The organism is Nocardia sp. NPDC050408 (assembly GCF_044458905.1).
Taxonomy (GTDB): domain Bacteria; phylum Actinomycetota; class Actinomycetes; order Mycobacteriales; family Mycobacteriaceae; genus Nocardia.
The window spans coordinates 191685-210467 of record NZ_JBITIL010000003.1 but is presented as its reverse complement, the minus strand read 5'-3'; the positions used below and the strand labels follow the sequence as shown (position 1 = coordinate 210467).

The 18783-nt window shown below is 64.8% G+C and carries 17 protein-coding genes; 6 read left to right on the top strand and 11 right to left on the bottom strand.

Going from position 1 to position 18783, the window contains the following annotated elements:
* The first annotated feature begins 39 nt into the window (after positions 1-39).
* Both ACIBJI_RS10710 and ACIBJI_RS10705 read left to right on the top strand, forming a co-directional pair.
* On the top strand, positions 40-921 hold the full coding sequence (locus tag ACIBJI_RS10710; protein WP_364346583.1) for an alpha/beta fold hydrolase: 882 nt from the start codon (positions 40-42) through the stop codon (positions 919-921).
* A complete protein-coding gene (locus ACIBJI_RS10705) occupies positions 918-2444 on the top strand; it encodes an MFS transporter (RefSeq protein ID WP_364346581.1) in 1527 nt (508 codons plus the stop codon). The genes ACIBJI_RS10710 and ACIBJI_RS10705 overlap by 4 nt, the downstream gene beginning before the upstream one ends.
* A 128-nt stretch (positions 2445-2572) precedes the next feature.
* Here the strand turns inward: ACIBJI_RS10705 and ACIBJI_RS10700 are convergent, their stop codons facing one another.
* The 3 genes from ACIBJI_RS10700 to ACIBJI_RS10690 all read right to left on the bottom strand — a co-directional run bounded on the left by ACIBJI_RS10700 (position 2573) and on the right by ACIBJI_RS10690 (position 4768).
* Complete coding sequence (locus ACIBJI_RS10700) at positions 2573-2854, bottom strand: hypothetical protein (protein ID WP_364346579.1); 282 nt, start codon at positions 2852-2854, stop codon at positions 2573-2575.
* Positions 2855-3123: 269 nt separating this feature from the next.
* Positions 3124-3615, bottom strand: coding sequence for a MarR family transcriptional regulator (locus ACIBJI_RS10695; RefSeq protein ID WP_364346577.1), 492 nt, complete (start codon positions 3613-3615; stop codon positions 3124-3126).
* Between the two features lie 220 nt (positions 3616-3835).
* Positions 3836-4768 (bottom strand): haloalkane dehalogenase, encoded by a 933-nt coding sequence (locus ACIBJI_RS10690; protein ID WP_364346956.1) that lies wholly within the window; start codon positions 4766-4768, stop codon positions 3836-3838.
* Between the two features lie 206 nt (positions 4769-4974).
* Between ACIBJI_RS10690 and ACIBJI_RS10685 the strand changes: the two genes are divergently transcribed.
* The gene (locus tag ACIBJI_RS10685; RefSeq protein ID WP_364346575.1) at positions 4975-5178 is read left to right on the top strand and encodes a hypothetical protein; all 204 of its coding nucleotides are present in this window, start codon (positions 4975-4977) and stop codon (positions 5176-5178) included.
* Between the two features lie 438 nt (positions 5179-5616).
* On the opposite strand, the gene ACIBJI_RS10680 is transcribed toward ACIBJI_RS10685, so the two are convergent.
* From ACIBJI_RS10680 to ACIBJI_RS10660, 5 genes are all read right to left on the bottom strand, one after another.
* Positions 5617-6450 carry an SDR family oxidoreductase gene (locus tag ACIBJI_RS10680; protein WP_397083868.1) on the bottom strand — a complete coding sequence of 278 codons (834 nt, stop codon included), beginning with the start codon at positions 6448-6450 and terminating at the stop codon, positions 5617-5619.
* Between the two features lie 490 nt (positions 6451-6940).
* On the bottom strand, positions 6941-7657 hold the full coding sequence (locus tag ACIBJI_RS10675) for a class I SAM-dependent methyltransferase (protein ID WP_397083866.1): 717 nt from the start codon (positions 7655-7657) through the stop codon (positions 6941-6943).
* 216 nt (positions 7658-7873) lie between these two features.
* Entirely contained in the window at positions 7874-8608 is a 735-nt protein-coding gene (locus ACIBJI_RS10670; RefSeq protein WP_397083864.1) for an SDR family oxidoreductase, read from the bottom strand.
* 736 nt (positions 8609-9344) lie between these two features.
* Positions 9345-9644 carry a hypothetical protein gene (locus ACIBJI_RS10665; RefSeq protein WP_397083862.1) on the bottom strand — a complete coding sequence of 100 codons (300 nt, stop codon included), beginning with the start codon at positions 9642-9644 and terminating at the stop codon, positions 9345-9347.
* Positions 9645-9860: 216 nt separating this feature from the next.
* Positions 9861-12596, bottom strand: a complete 2736-nt coding sequence (locus ACIBJI_RS10660; RefSeq protein WP_397083860.1) for a LuxR C-terminal-related transcriptional regulator — start codon at positions 12594-12596, stop codon at positions 9861-9863.
* 475 nt (positions 12597-13071) lie between these two features.
* Here ACIBJI_RS10660 and ACIBJI_RS10655 point away from each other — a divergent pair, with 475 nt between their 5' ends.
* The 3 genes from ACIBJI_RS10655 to ACIBJI_RS10645 all read left to right on the top strand — a co-directional run bounded on the left by ACIBJI_RS10655 (position 13072) and on the right by ACIBJI_RS10645 (position 15324).
* Positions 13072-13311, top strand: a complete 240-nt coding sequence (locus ACIBJI_RS10655; RefSeq protein ID WP_364346563.1) for a hypothetical protein — start codon at positions 13072-13074, stop codon at positions 13309-13311.
* A 157-nt stretch (positions 13312-13468) separates the two neighbouring features.
* The gene (locus ACIBJI_RS10650) at positions 13469-14437 is read left to right on the top strand and encodes an alpha/beta fold hydrolase (RefSeq protein WP_364346561.1); all 969 of its coding nucleotides are present in this window, start codon (positions 13469-13471) and stop codon (positions 14435-14437) included.
* Positions 14434-15324 carry an alpha/beta fold hydrolase gene (locus tag ACIBJI_RS10645; RefSeq protein ID WP_397083858.1) on the top strand — a complete coding sequence of 297 codons (891 nt, stop codon included), beginning with the start codon at positions 14434-14436 and terminating at the stop codon, positions 15322-15324. The genes ACIBJI_RS10650 and ACIBJI_RS10645 overlap by 4 nt, the downstream gene beginning before the upstream one ends.
* On the opposite strand, the gene ACIBJI_RS10640 is transcribed toward ACIBJI_RS10645, so the two are convergent.
* From ACIBJI_RS10640 to ACIBJI_RS10630, 3 genes are all read right to left on the bottom strand, one after another.
* On the bottom strand, positions 15316-15687 hold the full coding sequence (locus ACIBJI_RS10640) for a pyridoxamine 5'-phosphate oxidase family protein (RefSeq protein WP_364346557.1): 372 nt from the start codon (positions 15685-15687) through the stop codon (positions 15316-15318). The genes ACIBJI_RS10645 and ACIBJI_RS10640 overlap by 9 nt on opposite strands.
* Before the next feature lie 257 nt (positions 15688-15944).
* Positions 15945-16586: a transposase gene (locus tag ACIBJI_RS10635; RefSeq protein ID WP_397083856.1), complete on the bottom strand. Its 642-nt coding sequence runs from the start codon at positions 16584-16586 to the stop codon at positions 15945-15947.
* Between the two features lie 722 nt (positions 16587-17308).
* Positions 17309-18649, bottom strand: coding sequence for a lipase family protein (locus tag ACIBJI_RS10630; RefSeq protein WP_364346553.1), 1341 nt, complete (start codon positions 18647-18649; stop codon positions 17309-17311).
* Positions 18650-18783: the final 134 nt, after the last annotated feature.

Here is an 18783-nt window from a genome sequence, read left to right as displayed (position 1 = left end):
GTGACTATATCAAGTGTAGTCGCGAAGTGAGGTGGAGTCATGACCGAGATGGAAAGACCTGCATGGGTTGACGACGAACTGTTCCCGTTCGAGAGCAGGTTCGTGGCCATCGACGGGCACACGATCCACTACGTCGATGAAGGTTCGGGGCCCATACTGCTGTTCCTGCACGGAAACCCGACCTGGTCGTTTGTGTATCGCGAGGTGATCGGTGCCCTGCGAGACGAGTTCCGCTGCATCGCACTCGACTACCCCGGCTTCGGCCTGTCAACGGCCCGCCCGGACTATCGGCATCTACCCGAGGAACACATCCACATCGTCACCTCCTTCGTCGACGCTCTGGCTTTGAGCGAGATCACCCTCGTGGCCCACGACTGGGGTGGCCCCATCGGTCTCGCCACCGTCGAGCAGCGGCCCGCCGCCTTCGAGCGTCTGGTGCTGACCAACACCTGGGGCTGGCCGATGAATGGTGATCCGAAGGCGCACATCGCCTCTCACGTGATGGGCGGCCCCCTGGGGCGTCTGCTGATCAGGCAGTTCAACCTGTTCGTCGAGGCGACGATCCCCATCGGGCACCGACTGCGGAAGCCGACCGTCGAGGAGATAGGCCACTACCGCAAGGCGCTCGCCACCTCCGATCGGCGCCAAGCGTCAGCCGTACTGCCCCGGTCTATTACCGCCAGTCATGCCCTTCTCGCCGATGTCGAAGCCGGCCTTCCCGGCCTCGCGTCACTCCCGACGCTCATCATCTGGGGCAACGCCGACGTCGTGTTCGGGGACAAGGAGCGACGGCAATGGGAGCAGCTCTTCCCCAACCACCACACCGTGATCGTCGAAGGCGCAGGGCATTTCGTGCAGTCCGACGCACCCGACCGGTTCGCGGCCGCGATCCGCGACTGGTGGTTGAAGGAACCCTCGTGAGTCGCAAGGCCGGAATCCTTGTTTCGGTCTACGTCGCGGTGCTCGCCATCAACCTCGACATCACGATCGTCAATGTCGCGCTGCCCAGCATCGCGACCGAGTCCGATGTGGGCACCCGTGGACTGCAGTGGGTCGTCGACGGCTACAACCTGGCGTTCACCACGTTGGTGCTGGCGGCGGGCAGCCTTTCGGATCGCCACGGACGACGACCAGCACTCCTGGCTGGGCTCCTCGGATTCGCCGCCGCCAGCGCGGTAGGAGCCATGGTCGACGGCACGGTCGCGCTGATCGCGGCACGCTTCGGCATGGGAGCATTCGCCGCGCTGATCTTCCCCACAACGCTCTCGATCATCACCAACACCTTCCCCGACCGCCGACAGCGCGCCGCCGCGCTCGGCGGGTGGGGTGCGATCGTCGGGGTCGGCGTCGCCTCCGGCCCAGTTACCGGCGGATTGCTGCTCGAGCACTTCTACTGGGGCAGCGTGTTCTGGGCACTGGTGCCACTCGCGCTCGTGGCCGCCGTTCTCGGATTCCTGCTGGTGCCCGAATCCCGCGACCGTTCCGTGCCTGCCCTGGACTTCCGGGGCCTGACCAGCTCGATCGCCTTGCTCGGAGTGCTCGTATACACGGTGATCGAGGCCCCCGAGCGCGGTTGGCGTAGCAGCGCCACGGTGATCGGGTTCGCGATCGCTGCCGGACTGACCGTCGCCTTCGTGGTGGCCGAACGCGCGGCCGAGCACCCCATGCTCGACGTCCGACTGTTCACGGATCGACGCTTCAGCGCCGCCAGCGCAGCGGTCGCGGTCACCTTCTTCGCGCTATCGGGCTTCATCTTCCTCATCACCCAGTACTTCCAGGTAGTCCGCGAGTTCGGCCCACTTTCCACCGGCGCCCGCATTCTCCCGGTCGCGCTATCGATCGCGGTTGCCTCGGTAGTCGGCGGGCTGCTCGCTCCGCGCTTGGGTACACGCGCTGTGGTGGTCACCGGGCTCCTGTCGTTCGGCACCGCCATGGCGTGGATTGCCGGAACCGCGGACGTCGGCACGCCCTACTGGACCGTGATCGTCCCGCAGATGATGTTCATGGGCCTCGGCATGGGTCTGATCTCGACCCCGGCGACGGAGTCGATCATGCTCGTGCTACCCGCGTCTCGGGCGGGTGTCGGCTCGGCGGTCAACGATGCCACTCGCGAGTTGGGCTCGACGCTCGGAGTCGCCGTGGTCGGCTCTGTGTTCTCATCGATCTTCGGTTCCCGCCTGCTCGACAGCGCGTTCGCTACGACCGGGCAGGCTGCTGAAGCCGCTGACTCGGTGCCGGTCGCATTCGGGATCGCCGCACGCAATCCGAGTTTGCTCACGGCCGCGCAGGACTCGTTCCTGTCCGGCCTCTCCGTAAGCTGCGCCGTGGTCGCCGCACTCTGCTACGCGGCGGCCGTTGCAGGTCTGGTCGCGCTGCCAGGCCGACGGTTCCCGCACGTCCTTCCCGCCCAGGTGAACGAATCCAACTCGACGACCCTGGCCTGAGCCCCGGCGCCGCCCAATGGCGTGAACGCTGCCGCACGCGCAGTGAGAAAGACATCCGAGATTCGATGCATCCCCCTGTCGCCGGAGTCGGCTGACCGTCCTTGCGAATTCCCGGACACCGGAGCACGTCACGGACGAGTGGTCATCAGCAAATCAACCACGTAGGTCTCTTCCACCGCCTCGCCGGGGAACATCTCCCGTAGTCGCCTGCGCTCCTCGAAGAGAAAGGCACGCTTGTCCTCCTCGGCAAGGACAAGGAACGCCGAGCGACTGGTGATGTTGGAAAGGTGCAAGTCGAGCGAGACCACACGACTCCACCGCACCTGGCGGCGCGCAACTCGCAGCCCCGACAGACCCGCGAGCCGGATGGCGTCGCCGTCGTCAGGACGCGCCCGAGAAGACGGCTTCACTCCACAGTGGTACGCGATCCGCTCATGCTGCTCACTGATCCAAGGCACTCCGGACCGCAGCGCGGCACGGAATCGGCAGCAAATAGCGCCGACACGCCACCTACGCGAGAAGCTTGGAAGCCCCATCGCTAGCTTTACGCTTTCATCGCAGATGACTGCCGATAGCGCCGGGACGGCCAAAGGGCGAGCTAATTCACCGAGGACGAAGCCGCGCACGAGCGTACTACCGACGGCCAGAAAACCCAGCAACACCAATGGGCTGCTACCCCTCAGCCTTCCGCCAACTCCTCCGCTGCCTCGTGCCCCACCTCGCCGGTCCGCTGCAGGAAGTCTGCGATCACTTCGAGCTCGGCCACCGAATATCGAGCACATAACTTATCCATGCGGTTGTTCATCCCGGAGAACAACTCGAACAATTCGGAATTCCGTTCGCGCACAGCACGCAACATGACCGCACGACGATCCGAGGACTCTGGATCACGCTCGCGCACGATCCATCCCCCCTTCTGCAACCGATCCAAAATCCCCGTCATCGTCGCAGGATGCAACCCGGCACGACGTGCCAGCGCCGTAGGTGACAGCGGGCCATATCGGTTGATCAGATCCAGGCACGTCCAATCGACATCCTTGACCTCAACGCGGCCACCAAACCTCCGATTGAGCAGCGACAACTGAATATTCAAGTCACGCAATGCTTCCCGCACGTCAGCCGTCAACCTCCGCCGGCTTCGCGTCGGAGCACGGCCTGCTACTGAACTCATCCTGCGCCACCTCGCCCACGTTTATACGGCTTACATATCATACGCAGAACCGCGCAAGCATAGAAATGGCGCGCCGCGAACCACGAGCGAACGCGCATCATCAGACCGGAATGACGTTGAAGACCGCAATTCGATGCGCCCCCGCCGCCATGTCGGCACCAAACAACTCGTTCGACGGGCGGTTTCCGCCACGGCCGGGACGGCACACCCCGCGACCGGTTCAGCGAGTCGATCGGATGAATTCGTCGACGATGGCGGCCAGAGCGGCCCCCTGATCTTCCTGCACAAAGTGACCAGCGTTGGCGATCGTGACGTGCGGTTGCCCAGCGGCGCCTGGAACGTGCTCACGAAACACCCGGTCCCCACCGCCGACCCCGTAATCCTTGTCGCTGAACGCGCACAAGAACGGGATCCGCATCATCCCGAGCGCGGCCCACGCCTTGCGGTTCGCCGCTGCAGCGTCGTCGAACGGCGCGATGGGCACCAGTAGGGGAAATTGGCGAGCGCCCGCCAGATACGACTCATCGGGAAACGGTGCGTTGTACGCCGCCAGGACCGCCGGATCGAGATCGGTCACGGTGCCACGGTCGACGACCTGGCCGATGTCGAAGGGATTCGAACGCTGACTGAGCTGAAGCCACAGCGCAAAGGAACCTCCGAGGTCCTGGTCGCCGGTCGGGAACGAGGTGTTCGTCGCGATCACGCGACGAAACCGCTCTCGATGCTCCGCCAGCAACCGCAGCCCCAGCAGACCTCCCCAGTCCTGACACACCATCGTGATGTCGTGAAGGTCGAGGCGATCGAATACCGTTCGCGCCAGCCAGTCGACGTGGCTCTGATACGTGTACACGAAACGGTCGATGGGCTTGTCCGACTTGCCGAACCCGACGAGATCAGGCGCTACACAGCGATGCCCGGCGCTGACCAACGGTGGTATCACGTGCCGGTACAGGAAGCTCCACGACGGCTCTCCATGTAGCAGCAGGATGGTCTGCCCCGACGCTCGCGCCGGGTCGACAGGACGTTCGTCGAGATAGTGCACCCGCAGCTGCGTGCCAGCGCCATCACCAGCGTCGATATCGGTGTAGTGCGGTGCAAACGGATAGCCGGGCAAGCCTTCGAACCGCTCTTCCGGCGTGCGCAACACCGACATCGTCTGCGCAGCACCCACGCGAACTCTTGCGTTGGCCATCGTCAGGCTCCTCACTCTCGCACGGCCGATACCCTACGAACTACAATATTTTTATCATATTATATGAACTTCATATAGCCTCAAATGAGGCTTGCAGCGGTCCCGTACCGGGGCCAACGTGTGCTGATCACGAATATCCCCGGGTCAGTGGCGCGAAAGGCGACACGTTGGCGCGGGTGGTCAGCGACTACAAACGGTGGCGTAGCGACCTGAGCCACAACTGCTTCCGTCACGGCGTGTTCGCGCCGGCGCCAGCGCTGGCGGAGGCGTTCGCCGCCGTCGAGTTGAACGGTGAGGCTGCCCCCGGTCCCGCGAAGGTCCTGCATCGACTGCTGGTGATGATGGCGAGGGCTTCCAGGTGGGACGCGTGACAATGCCTCCAGTGTCCCGAAGACCTCCCTACACCGCTACCTCAGAGCAGCAGTGGTCGGCGGCGACATTGCGGCACCGGCTAACCCCTGGAATCTCCTGCGGCACAAGTGGTCCGGCTTCCCAATGAGGTGGGTCCGGCCACATTCACGACGGAACGAGACCGCGCTGGCGGTATGTATCGAGTGCTGGCGGCCAGGGCCTACAACCACGAAAACGGTGGTCGTGGCCGAAACTGCTCCACAACCATCCGCCTGCAGAACGTCCGCGCCCTGGGGGAACACACGCGCCGACCACACCCGTTGACCTACGGAAACTGGCTCGACGAAGTCGTTCTCACCCACCGAGAAGCCACGTAAAGCACATGACCGTATCGACAGCGCGCTGTCGTGCTCGGCCGCACACCCCTACGCCGTGCGTCGGGAGCTGAATACTGCGGGTTATGACCAGTCATCCTTGTGATCGGCTACCCAGGTGGCGAATGGGAGAGCTGGACGGCCGAGGATGTCCTCGACATTGCTGGTCACCGTGAGCGGCTGTTTGATCTCGCGGGCGTATCGAGCCATCAGGGCGTCCACGAACTGCTTGTCGAGCCCGTGCGCGATCATGCCCTTGGCGGCCATCTCGGAGGGAACCTCTTGAAAACCCAATGGCCGGTCGAGCGTTTCTCCGATGATGGCGACAAGCTGGTCCATACGCAGCGCCTCGGGGCCGGTAATCGGGATCGTTCGGCCGAGCAGCGCATCATCGACCATGGCACGTGCGATCACGTCGGCGACGTCCCACTCATGGATCAGTGGCTCAGCGAATTCGGCGAACGGACCGAACACCATGTCGCCGTTGGCAACCTGACCGGACCACATCGTAAGCGTATTCATCGCAAACGAACTCGGCCGCACGCTCACCCACGGCAATCCGCTGTTCACAACCGCGCGTTCGACCTCGGTATTGCGGTCACCGTTGAACCACGAAGGCTGCAACGACACGTCGTCGTCGGCGTTGATCGCCGACATCACCACCACACGTCCGACACGGTGTTCGGCGGCGTGAGCGAGCAGGCTCGCGATGTCGTCCTTAGTCGCTCGCGGATGAACAAAAAGGGAGTCGACGCCCTGCAGGGCGGAGTCGAGATCGTCGGTTGTCACTGCGTGGGCCCCTTGGGGCAGGCTCACGTTGGACTGTCGGGTCACCGCCCTGACCTGCGCTCCGCTCGCAAGGAGCGTGTCCATAAGCGGTCGACCGATCACCCCTGTTGCGCCGGTGACGAGATACATAGCAGCTCCTTCTCGAGTTGGTCCCGGATCAATCCGGCCGACATGAACCATTTTATCTCATAAAATATTGATTTCATATAATATGTGAGGCGTAATCGCCGCGGTTCCGGCATGGTCGGTGTCGAACAAGGGGTGAGTCGCCTTGTCGGTCTCATCGAACGGTCTGTTCGACCCGCCGGGTCAGGAATCCTCCGCTCGGGTCGAGGTGGCTCGAGCGCCCGGCCGCACGCCGCTCGGGCCTCGGCATCACGGCCGAGAAGCCGCAACAACTCTGCGGGTCGAGTGAAAGTAGAGGTAGCCGTCAAAGTCGAGGCGGTTGACGGCGCGCAACGCCGCAGCGGGGGTCGCCGGCTCGGACGATCGCGACGGCTCGGTTGAGCTCGACCACTGGGACGTATGCGCCGCGCCCGCGCAGCGTAAACGTCCGATCGGGCTCAGCCGACACCGCGCTGGGTCAGTGCTGTACGAGCCACCCGCGCTGGCGAGTTCGTCAGAGCCGCTGCGCTTCCAGTGCCAAGACGGGCATCAGCATCAGTCCGTCATCAGTGAATTCAGGATGGAAGTTGTACTGTGCGAACTGATTCAACAACGACTCAGGCGGCCTGGTGCCCTCCATACGGCCGGCTCGCAGACCGACGATCGACCAGTCCGGCGCCGTGAACGTGGTACGCAATTCGTCCTCCGAGATGGAATACAGCCCGAAGGTTTCGACACCGTCGGCGAAGTTGGCGCTGAATTGGATCAACCGGCCGCCAGGTTTGAGCACCCGGGTCAGCGCGGCCACATGCGCGCGGCGCTGCTCGGGATTCAGGCAGTGAATGAGCTGACTGCTGACGACCGTGTCGAACCGGCCGTCATATCCGTCGAGGACGGTTGCGTCGGCGACCTCGAACACCATCGACACCCCTTGCTCCGCCGCCCGGCGGCTTGCCTGGTCGATCGCCGTGGCCGCGATGTCTAGCCCGGTTACCTGGTACCCGAGACCGGCCAGGTAGATGGCGGTATCGCCCGGTCCGCAACCGGCGTCGAGTACCTCGCCGGTGATACTGCCCCCCTTCTCGAACTCCACGAGCAGCGGCTGCGGCCTACCGATGTCCCAGGGCACCCGCTCGAAGCTCAAGCCCTGGGCGGCTGTTTCGCCGCGGTACACCAGGTCGAAGTCGACTGCGCCTGATTCGTTGTTCGATACTGCACTGCTGTCGGCCATCTGGCCTGGTCCTTTCTAACAAAACGGTCGACGTTCGGGCGACTATGCGACTGCGCGGGTTCCGGTGGCGGATCCGGTTGGACACGCTTTTTTGCCTGAACCAACGGGGCGGCGCAGGGGGCACGCCGGCTACTGTCGCGACGCCGGCGACGGTGACCTGTATCCCGCGCTGTCAACGGCCAAGCCCGTGAGATGTCGCGGTGCATGGCCGGCCTGTCACGCTGTGAGGCCCCCGTCGGCGGCGATGCTCTGACCGGTCACCCATCGAGCATCATGAGAGGCCAGGAAACCGACGACATCGGCGATGTCCTCCGGCTCACCGAAGCGGCCCAGTGGTGTCCGGGCGGCCCGCTCCGTCAACATCTCCTTCATGGGCTGCATCGCATCGGTATTCGTCGGCCCCGGCAGTACGCTGTTCACGGTGATTCCCCGTGGCCCCACCTCGCGGGCGAAGGCCCGGACCAACTGTTCACCCGCCGCCTTGCTCGCGGAATACAACGACATGGACGGGTCGCTCGCCCGGGTGGCCGACGACGAAATGTACACGATCCGGCCGCCGTCGCGTACTCGCTCGGCAGCCTCCCGGAACGCGACGAACGTGGCCCGGGAGTTGGCGGCGAACGACCGCGCGTAGTCCTCGTCGGACGCCCGGGCGATCGGCCCGGCAGCGAACCCGTAGGCATTGTGCACGAACACATCCAGCCCGCCGTACCGGCGTTCCGCAGCATCGAACAGCGACGTCAGCTGAGCCGGATCGGTCACATCCGCCTGCACGACGGTGGCCCGCCCACCGGCTACTTCGATCGTAGAGGCGACCTCCTCGGCAGCCTTGGCATTGCTCTTGTAGTTGACGACGACCTTCGCCCCGTCTGCAGCCAGACGCAGCGCGATCGCCCGGCCGATGCTGCGCCCACTGCCGGTGACAACGGCGACACGATCGGTATTCGACATGAAATTCTCCATTGATAGGTGGATGAAGCTCAGCAATCTGCGTAATCAGCGGTCGGCACGGCAGGGAACGCACACCTGGAGTCGCGGTCGTGGCGCCTGGCGTTCGGCCGGAGCCTCGATGATCCTTCGAGGCGCTACCCGAATCATATCTTGTCGAATTGATATTATATGCTTTCGATATCATCTTATCGAAATATCGCGGTCGTCGCAACCATGCTGAGCCCGACCTTCTCGGTCTGAGCCAGTCTCGCGCTAAGCCCACCTTTTAGCGGCGATTAGCGCCTCTACCAGCAGTGGTCTGCTGGTTTGGTTGACGATGCGCTTCTGGGCAGACGGCGACCTCGCGGGCGTCGACACCCGTCAGGATTCGGTCTGCGAAGGGGGCGGCATCCACATGTTCTTCCAAATCCTCCGCGCGATAGCCGAATTCGAGCATTCTCTGATTGATCAGCCGTCATGCCCGAACTCACCGACGCGAGCCCGAACGCGAGCGTGCTCGCAATCGCCGAACGTGCCGCTGATCTCGTGATCCGGGATAGGTATCCGCGAATATCTCGACGAGATCCAGCTACGTCGCTGCTTCGACGACTAGGACGACAGCGAGCCCGAGCTCATCAGCGAAGACGATCTCGGGCAGCTGCGGGTCCCGGCTCAGCCTGTGACAACCTCCACACGCAGGTAGCTGTAGACGGTCTCCCGACTGATCCTGAACCCCTTGGCCAGCACCGACTTCCGCTCACCCGTCAGCACGTTCGCGCAGCCGATCACACCGACCGCGACCAGGGTTGTTCAACCGGTCGCCCGACAGCTCACTCAGCCGTGACACGGTGCGCTCACAGAACTGATCCTCGAAAGTCGCCCGCGCCGAACTGATCAGACGGTCGATCCGCCCCGGCGTCGTCAGTTCGATCCGCTCGGCCCGGTAGCGCACCAACAAGGCCTCACGCAGCTGCTCGTCACGCAACTCCACCGGACACACCTCGGCCGCCCTCGTCACCGAGGCCGGCTCGGACTGTGACGCCCAGGGGACACCCATGCTCCGTACGATCGGCTAGTCAATAGTGTTGGAGGAGAGGAAATTTCGTGTAGATGCTCTGGACGCCAGCGCCTTCTCGGTGACCCAGCTGGTTGTCGAAGCTGATTTCGTGCTCGGGCCGATTGATGGCTCGTGCAGGATGTGAACCAGACGTTGCGTTGGACGCGAAAATCGCAGGCCCGCACCTCCGTTGAGCTGCCTCGGTGAAGCGCTGCTCTAGCGAATCAAACCCAGTTGCCGCGCCCGGGCGACAGCCTCGGTGCGGTTGACGGCGCCGAGCTTGCCGAAGATATGGGTGAGGTGTTTCTTGACGGTGTCGACACTGACCACCAACTCATCGGCGATCCGCCTGTTCGATCTGCCTGCGACCAGCAGGCCCAGAACGTCGCGCTCACGGGCGGTCAGTTGCTCGACCAAGCCCGGCACCAATGCCGCGGCACTCGACCCGGAACCTTGGACGACGTGCTTGTGGCTGAGCGCTTGCAACACACGGGCCACATATCCGAGGGGCACGCGGGCTGCGTGGTCCGCCTGCTGGGCCGCGATCAGTCGGCGGAGTAGGACGCCCATCGGGGCACCCTCGTCGGCGAAAACCCGAACATAGCCTTGCGGGCAGGCGAGTGTGAGCGCATTGGCCAGTGCGTCGACAGCGCTTTTCTCCGCACCGCCAGCGGCGAGGGCCAGCGCCTGTAGCGCCTGGATCTCGATGATGCTCCCCACCCGGCCTTGGATGGCCGCCGCCGCGAGCATTTTTTCCAACAGTGCAAGTGCCGGGTCGGGCAAGTCTTGTGCGAGCAGCAACCGGGCCAGCACCAGATACTCGGGCTCCCGGGAATAATCCGGCTCGCCCTCCGCGCTCAGGGCGCGTTCCTTCGTCCAATGGGCCGCCGCGACAACGTCGCCCTGTGCGAGGTGCAACCGCGCCCATTGCACTGGAATGGGGTTGAACAGGTCATCCATGGCTGTGCCCAACGTGAGCTGCTCGGCCTCGCCGATCGCTTCCATGGCCCCGGCCGGATCACCCTTGGCCTGCCGAATCCAGGCCAGCGTTGCCAGCCCCGCGGCCAGCGGCTGAGTGTAGGTTAGCTGCCGGCAGTGTGGGATGCCCTCTGTTACGTCCCGGAGGGCCGCATCAAGCTCGCCTCGCTGGTAGGCCACCTCCGCCATGCCGACGTACCCCATGCCAGCAGTCGACAGAGTGGACACACCGGGTCGTGCGGTGATCTCGAGTGCCTGCTGGTATGCGCCGAGTGCTGCGTCCAGGCGGCCTTGGGCGCGCTGCACCTGGCCGAGGTGGTAGTAACCTCGAACAGCCAGGGAACACTCGTCCGCCGCCTGCCACTGGGCGATGCTCGAGGTGAAAGCCTGCTCGGCTTCTTCGAGCCTGCCACGCAGCCATTCGGCCAAGCCCAGTTGCCACCACGTTACGGACTCCAGCATCCACTCGTCCTCGCCGAGTTCGGCCAGTGCCCGTGCGGCGAACGCGGCCGTTCCCTCGGCATCGCGGTGCAAATAGGCGAGCCAGGCACGACCGAGTGCGATCGCTGCGGGGACGTTCGCCAGCCAGCTCGCGGGTCTGCCGACCGACGGCTCGAACGGCTCTTCACCAGCGTCTGCAGACGTCCGCTGAGCAGCGTCGAGCCGCGGCCCAGCCGCATCCATGTTGCTACCCACGAGCGCCATCCACGCCTGTGCCAGGCACAGGCGGGGCCGTGACTGGATGAGCTCGGCGGGCAGTTCGGAAAGCCAACGATGCACCGTCGCCTGCTCGCCCTGACGGAAGATCCCGTCAAAGTACCGTTCGATCATCCGCGCAGCCCACGCTGTGTCGTCCGCACGTAATGCGTGGTGTACGGCCTCGTCGGCGAGCCCATGCGCCTCGCACCAGGCTGCCGCGTTCCGGTGCAGTGCTGAGGCCCGTCCGGGCTGTTCGTGCTGCAATTGGGCGCGGAGCAGCTCGGCAAACAGATGGTGATAGCGCCACCAGCCGCGTACCTCATCCAGCGGTACGAGGAACAGGCCGGCCAGCTCGATCCCTTCCAGCATCTCCTGACCATCCGCCCGGCCGGTGACGGCGTCGCAGAGCTCCCCGCTGAGGCGCTCGAGCACTGAGGTCTCCAGCAGGAACCCGCGCACCTGCTCGCTCAGTTGCTCGAGAACCTCCCCTGCCAGGTAGTCCAGGATGTAGCGGTGGCTGCCGCTGAACGCTGCTGCGAACTGGGCGGGATTCGCCTGGCTTCGCAGCGAGAGGCCGGCCAACTGCAGGCCGGCTGCCCATCCCTCGGTGCGGGCGGCAAGCATCGTTACTACCGCGTCGGGCAAGCCGCCGCCAGTCGCTCCACGCAGCAGCGCCGCCGCTTCGTCCGGTGCGAAGCGGAGCTCGTCGGCGCGCAGTTCAGCCAGCTGACCCCGGGCCCGCAACCGCGCTAGCGGCAGCGGCGGGTCGGACCGGCTGGCCAGCATAAGCCGCAGACCTGTCGGCGGGTGCTCCAGCAGAAGCGTCAGCGCGGCGTGAACCGCCTGTGCATCAATCAGGTGGTAGTCGTCGAGGACCAGCAGTACCTCATCCTCACCAGACCAGGCGTCGAGTTCGTTGATCAGCGCCGTCACCAGTCCTTCGAACGAGGTTGGGGCAGGCGGGCCCAGCAGCGGGCCGACCTGCTCGCCGATTCCCGGGCGCACCCGATCGAGCGCCGCAACCACGTGCCGCCAAAACCGCGCCGGGTCATTGTCCGCCGCATCAAGCGATAGCCAGGCAACCGGCCGTCGGCCACTTCGAGCCCATTCGGCCAGCAAGCCCGTCTTGCCGAACCCTGCCGGAGCGCAGACCAGGACCAGCCCCGGCTTCAGATCTGCGTCGAGCCGACCCACGAGCCGCGGGCGGGGCACGAAGCCCAGGCGCAGCCCGGGCACACGCAATTTGGTGGCTAGCAGCGCATCCTGCTCGGACATGGCACACCTCGTAACGGGTAAGCCGCGGGCGGGCTCAGCCGTCGGTAACCCACCGCTCAGCACGTCCAGCGATGGTTAGCTCGGTTGCTGGCTGGGCCGATTGTAATGGCGGCCAACCAGGCACTCCCGCTGCGGACCGCCCGGCATGGGCGGCAACGAGAGAATCCTGGGCCTGCCCTAGTACCACTTTTGGGCCGGACGCGTCTTCGGAGATTCCACCTGTATATCCACCTTTGGGTGACGCGCCGGTCTGGGGGCGTTCGTAGCGTATCGGTTACGGAAATGGCCATCAGCGGGAGGAATCGGGAATGGATGCGCTCAGTCTCGACCAATACACGACCTGTCCCTCAGGCGCCGGGGAGGCGCTCCCTACGCGTAACGCGTTGCCCCATGCCATGGCCGCCGCCCTCTGGCTCCTCGAGCGGCAGCGCCAATGCGGCCGGGCATTGGTTCTGTGCCAGGACCGTGAGCGGGTGTGAAGGGCTCGGGATGGCCGGCGCATTACGAGATCCGCGTCGATGGCCTCCTCGACGATCGGTGGGCCGACTGGTTCGGCGGACTGCAGGTCAACGGCGAGGCCAGTCAGACCGCCATCTTTGGCCTGATTGCTGATCAACCCGCATTGCACGGTGTTCTGACCAAAGTCCGCGACCTCGGGCTATGTCTGGTCTCGGTGCGTCGACTGAGCCCCGACGAAGCCAGGGATGGAACGTAGCAATGAGACGCAACCGGCACTCGGACGCCGGGGCCCGATTCTTTCACCACATCCCGCGGGCACCCGAGATAAGGAGCCCGTCACCACCAGCGACGCGGATACCGGAGCTAGCAGCCATACCGATCAGCGCCCAACTATCAGAAGAGGAAAGCTCCAAATGACCGAACAAGACACACCCGAGTCCGTCGATCGGGAGAAGGTTCGATTCGTCAGCGGCGACACCGTATGTGCCGCCTGGCATTATCGGGGAACCAACGGCGCCTGCGTGATCATGGCAGGCGGGTTCGCGGTACCCAAGGAGCCGGCCACCGACCAGTTCGCGAAGCGATTCAACGATGCGGGGTTTGCGGTCCTCGCCTTCGACTACCGCCGCGTCGGTGAGAGCGACGGGCAGCCACGCCTCGCCTTTTCGGCCAGAAACCAGCTCAACGATTGGCAGGCCGCGATCGACTTCGCCCGGACTCTGCCGGGAGTCGATCCGACCAAACTCGCGGTCTGGGGGTTCTCCGCCTCCGGCGGTCACATCTTCCGGGTCGCGGCACGCAACCCGCAGCTCGGCGCGGCGATCGCACAGACACCGAACCCCGACGGTCCGGCCCTCAGCCGCAACGCCATGCGCCACCAGAAGCCACTGGCGATGCTACGTTTCACCGGCCGGGGCGTTGTCGATGCCCTCGGTAGTCTCGTGGGGCGTCCACCGCGATTGGTGCCGCTCGTCGGAGAGCCCGGGACCGTCGCGATGCTCACGACGCCGGACGGACTCGATACCGGACTCGCACTGCGTTCGCACATGTACCCGGACTGGCAGCAGACGGTCGCTGCCCGTACCGCGCTTCGCTTCACTCTCTATCGGCCCGGCCGCGCCGCGTCCCAGGTGCAGTCGCCGCTACTTGTCATGGTCTGTGACCGCGATCAGACGTCGCTCGTCAAGCCATCCGTGAAGGCGGCGAGCCGCGCTCCACGCGGGGAGCTCGTCGAAATATCCGGTCCCCACTACGCCCCGTTCTTGGATAAGCACGAGCAAGCCGTCGAGGCGCAGTTATCCTTCCTGCACCGGCACCTATTCGATCATCCGGCAGCGAATCACTCCGGCATCCCCCATACCTCGCGGAAGCAAAAGGTATGAAGCAGATCGAGCTGTCCGCGGGAACTATCGACTACCAAGACACCGGCGGTGACGGCCCCCCGATTGTGCTACTGCACGGATTGATGATGGACGCTTCACTGTGGGACGGACCAATTGCCGAACTATCCCTCGACCACCGATGCGTGGCGCCGACATTGCCGCTCGGCGCGCATCGGCACGGGATGCACGCCGAGGCTGACCTTTCTTTGCCCGCGATAGCCCAGCTGGTCGCGGAATTCCTCGACCGCCTCGACCTGTACGACGTGACCCTCGTCGGCAATGACACCGGCGGCGCGCTTGTCCAACTACTCATGGGCGATGGCGCTGTACTCGCGCGACAACGCGTGGGGCGGGTCGTACTCGTCTCGTGCGAGGCGTTCGACAACTTCCCTCCCGGGCTGACCGGCAAGCTGCTCATGCTCACCGGCAAGCTCTCGCCAGCACTGTTCGGTCTGTTCATGCAGCAAATGCGGTTCCGGATGCTCCGGCACAGCTCGCTCGCGTTCGGGTGGCTTACCAAACGCGGAGACGCAACGGTCGCCGGTTGGATGGAGCCGACCCTGACTCAGCCGGAGATCCGTCGCGACACAGTGCGAATGCTGCGAGCCGCGGCGGCAGATACGAGCTTCTTGCTCGCCTCAGCCGAGTATCTGCCGAGCTTCGACCGCCCCGTCCTCGTGGTTTGGGCGGCCGACGACCGGGTGATGCCACCCGAACACGGCAGACGCCTGGTCGAATTGCTCCCCCACGCACAGTTGATCGAGATAGCAGATAGTTACACTCTCATCCCACTCGACCAACCAGCCAGACTCGCCCGGGTCATCCGGCAGTTCGCTAGCCCATCACGTACAACCGAGCCGCCGCGCGGAACATCCCGGTCAGCGTGACTCGCCCATGTACGTCGGGACAAAGTGGATAGGTTTTGGGGATTCACTCGTCCGACGTGGGTATCCCGATCTCGTTGGGGCACAACGGATCGATGTGACACCTGGCGATCTGCTTACTTGATCGCCAACCGTTGTCGGCACGAGAAGCGCCTTGCGTTCCCTGTCGCCCGTGGTGAAGCACAACCCACCCAGACTCCACGCCGCCAGCAACGGCGTCACGTGCGGTCGCCCGTCCGGGCGCACTGTGGAAAGCCAGAACACCTCCGCCGCACCGACGACCGCCAACGCCGACGCCCACGGCGTCGCCTGCGCGTCCGGAGACGAGAACGGCCCCAGCACAACATCCGGTTCACAGTCTGACATGTCACCTCCTTCGGTCACCGAGGCATGCGACACCAGTGAAACAGCGGCAGCAAGCCGACCTCCACGCTCTCCAACAGGTTTTGCGTGGCTACTGATAAAAGACGTGAACGCGCCGGGAAACTCATCGGTTAGCGCAGGTATCGGCAAGCCGTTCCGGCGTAACCCAAGTGATGCGGTAGATCGTCGCCGACCCCACTGCGGGAAGACATTGACGCCGAGGCACGACGTCAGACCGAAGGGTTACCCGACGCAATCATTCAGCCAGAGCAGGGACCCGCGTCCGCTGCCTCCTCACTGGCGGTGGCTGAGAAGGCCGTAATCGGTGTTCGATCGCCGAGCGCCTGGTGCGGTCTGATCCAGTTGTAGATAATCCGGAATCGGTGGACTTCCATGTCCAGAGCGTCACCGTCGGTGATCACTCCGCGGAACAGGTGCTCGTACTTCAAGGTGCCGAAGAGCCGCTCGATCACACCGTTTGTCTGCGGTGAACGCACCCGCGTGCGAACATGCCGGAGCAACGGGTCCGGCCCAGCGAAAGCGGTCTTGAACACCTCCCCGCGAAAACAGGGACCGTTATCCGACACCACCGCGATCGGGGCGGGCACCATGCCGAGCACTTCGCCGGCCGGACCGATTACCTCGGTCAGCCCTCGGTCAGCCCGCAGGTCACCCAGCCCGAGAACTCTCTCGGCCTCGGTGACCGCGAGCGTCAGGCAGGCGAGTGCGTCGGCGCCGCGGGCGGTCGGTGTCACGGCGACCGCTAGGCAGTACTTGGTGGCGTAGTCGATCACCGCGCAGATCCGCCAGATACCGCCACCGGTTGTCTCGAACTCGCTGAAATCGGTCTGCCATACCCGATTGCGTTGCGTGGGTGGATCGCGGAATACCTTGCGTCGCAACACTGCCCATGATTTCCGGTCGGCGCGATACTCGCGTGGCAGCAGCAAACCGCGACGCCTCAGTGCCCGCTCCACCGTCGAGGTGGATACCTCGTATCCGTCGCGCGCATCATGGCGGCGATCTTGCGATGTCCCCAGGCCGCCCCTAGGCGGTGTCGACAAATCTGGCGCGACCCAGTTGCGTCCGACAAACTGCTTTGATCGATTCTTGTCCAGCCACCCCGCGTGGCGACGCACGATAGTCGCCATTGCCGACGGTCATTCGCGGGGCCACTGCGGCGACAGCAGTCACCGATGGCGGTCAGAGCTGAGCCCGTGCCCAGGGCGAAGTGGCGTGATTGCGTGGGCTGCCTCGAGTTCTTGCCGCAGTCGGTGGTTTTCCAACCTCAGGCGTTGGATCGCGGTGACCGCGAGGTCGAGGTGCTCTTGCAAGTCTCGGTCGCGTTGCCGAAGCTTTGCCTCGGTTTGTCGACGCTCCTTCTAATGGCCCCTACGTGGCATCCGAATTATGAGCGCCCGGCGAAGGGTTCGATCGTGGACGCGGTCCAAACCCCACCCCGATCGCTTTTCCGCAAGAGGTCACGAGAGCGATCGGGGGTTGGCTGGGGGTGCGCCGCATCCAAGTCGGGCTGGTGTCGAGGCATCCGGCCATGTCCGCTGTGCCGGAAGGCGTGTGCTCTGATCCGCCGACTCCGGCGAGTCGGAGCACACGCACACACCGGTCAGTCGATAGTGCAGCCGGCGACCGGTTTGTCGGCGAGCCGATCGAGTAGGTACGTGATCGCGTTATCGGGTCCGAATCCGTCGATGATCTCGGGTCCGAAATGGTTGGGGATTGTTGCGCCGGAGAAGATCGGCGGCAGATCGTTGGTGCGGAAGGTGACCGCCGCCCCCTTCGCGCACCATTCCTCGGCCAGCCGACGAGCCTGCCCGTACGGCACCGTGTCGTCATTGAGGCCGCTGGTGATCAGAACCGGCGTCCTCGGGGTCAGACTGCCGACATGCATGTCGGCCAAGGCGGGCGCCGCTTCCGGAATCGCGTCGAGATGCTCTGTCAGCGAACGGCCATCGATTGTCAGCGTGCTCGTTTTCAGGAAGGGCTGACGGGTGATGACATCCCCGATGCATTCGGTGCTCAGCGTATCGAGCATGGCGCGTCCAGCGGGGCTGGTCACTCGGTCGACCGCTTTGTGCAGGTCGGGATAGCGAGCGAGCAGTCCGTTGATCGCGAAACCGATGGCGCCACCGATAAGTGCGCCGTCGATGCGCTGCAGGATCGCGGCAAGGTCGGCGACCGGCCCACCTGCCCAGGTGCCTTTGAGGTTCAACTCCGGCGCATAGTCCGGTTGCATCTCCGCCGCCCCCGCTGTCGCGCCCCCGCCCTGGGAGTAACCCCAAAACACCACGGGGGTTTCCGGTCCGACACCGCCCAGGTGCTGCGCCGCGCGAGCACCGTCGAGGATGGCGTGGGCGCCTTCGATCCGGTTGGCGAAAGTGTGCATACCCGGTGTCCCGAGTCCGATGTAGTCGGTCACCAGGACACGGGCGCCGAGAGCACTCCACACCGCGGCCGACGGCGCTTCCTGATTTGCCGACAGCGACACCGACGGGTCGGCGGTGATGGTCACGCCGGTCGAGAACGCCACCGACATCGCGCAGTGGTCGGCCTGACCGGCGGTCCCGGGACCGATCACCACGGTCGGGCGCGGACCCGAGCCTCGCCACGGGTTGGTCGGCTCCACATAGGTGCCGGTCACCGCGGCCGGGGAACCGTCCTGGTATCGCGTCGTATACATGATGCGCTCGGCTCGAACCGGCCACCCGGTAACACTGGGCGGGGCCGCGAACACGGTCATCGGCTCGGTCTTGATCACCGCGCCCGGCTGCGACGAGAACTGCTCGGGCGGGGTGTAGAACGCGCTCACCGGCGCGGCCGCCGCCTGCGGCGCGCTGGTTCCGACCCCGGCCACCACGGTCCCGCAGGCCACGGCCGCCACCAGAGCCAGCCGTCCGGTGTATGTCGACAATCCCGGCGCGGGACGCCGCCAACCCTGCTGCTGCATCAATAACCCTCTTCAACTCCCACCCTGGCGCCGTCGCCAGAGTGCCCTAGGCCGCATAACACTCGACGGAATGAGACCCGCCACAGCTGCGCGCTACGGGACAGTAACATAGTTACTGATCGCTCCACAGCACG

Bases quoted from the DNA above. Each gene is read 5' to 3' on its own strand.
- ACIBJI_RS10710 (WP_364346583.1), top strand. From the start codon at position 40: ATGACCGAGATGGAAAGACCTGCATGGGTTGACGACGAACTGTTCCCG.
- ACIBJI_RS10695 (WP_364346577.1), bottom strand. From the start codon at position 3,615: ATGAGTTCAGTAGCAGGCCGTGCTCCGACGCGAAGCCGGCGGAGGTTG.
- ACIBJI_RS10690 (WP_364346956.1), bottom strand. From the start codon at position 4,768: ATGTCGGTGTTGCGCACGCCGGAAGAGCGGTTCGAAGGCTTGCCCGGC.
- ACIBJI_RS10680 (WP_397083868.1), bottom strand. From the start codon at position 6,450: ATGTATCTCGTCACCGGCGCAACAGGGGTGATCGGTCGACCGCTTATG.
- ACIBJI_RS10675 (WP_397083866.1), bottom strand. From the start codon at position 7,657: ATGGCCGACAGCAGTGCAGTATCGAACAACGAATCAGGCGCAGTCGAC.
- ACIBJI_RS10670 (WP_397083864.1), bottom strand. From the start codon at position 8,608: ATGTCGAATACCGATCGTGTCGCCGTTGTCACCGGCAGTGGGCGCAGC.
- ACIBJI_RS10665 (WP_397083862.1), bottom strand. From the start codon at position 9,644: ATGGGTGTCCCCTGGGCGTCACAGTCCGAGCCGGCCTCGGTGACGAGG.
- ACIBJI_RS10660 (WP_397083860.1), bottom strand. From the start codon at position 12,596: ATGTCCGAGCAGGATGCGCTGCTAGCCACCAAATTGCGTGTGCCCGGG.
- ACIBJI_RS10650 (WP_364346561.1), top strand. From the start codon at position 13,469: ATGACCGAACAAGACACACCCGAGTCCGTCGATCGGGAGAAGGTTCGA.
- ACIBJI_RS10645 (WP_397083858.1), top strand. From the start codon at position 14,434: ATGAAGCAGATCGAGCTGTCCGCGGGAACTATCGACTACCAAGACACC.
- ACIBJI_RS10640 (WP_364346557.1), bottom strand. From the start codon at position 15,687: ATGTCAGACTGTGAACCGGATGTTGTGCTGGGGCCGTTCTCGTCTCCG.
- ACIBJI_RS10630 (WP_364346553.1), bottom strand. From the start codon at position 18,649: ATGCAGCAGCAGGGTTGGCGGCGTCCCGCGCCGGGATTGTCGACATAC.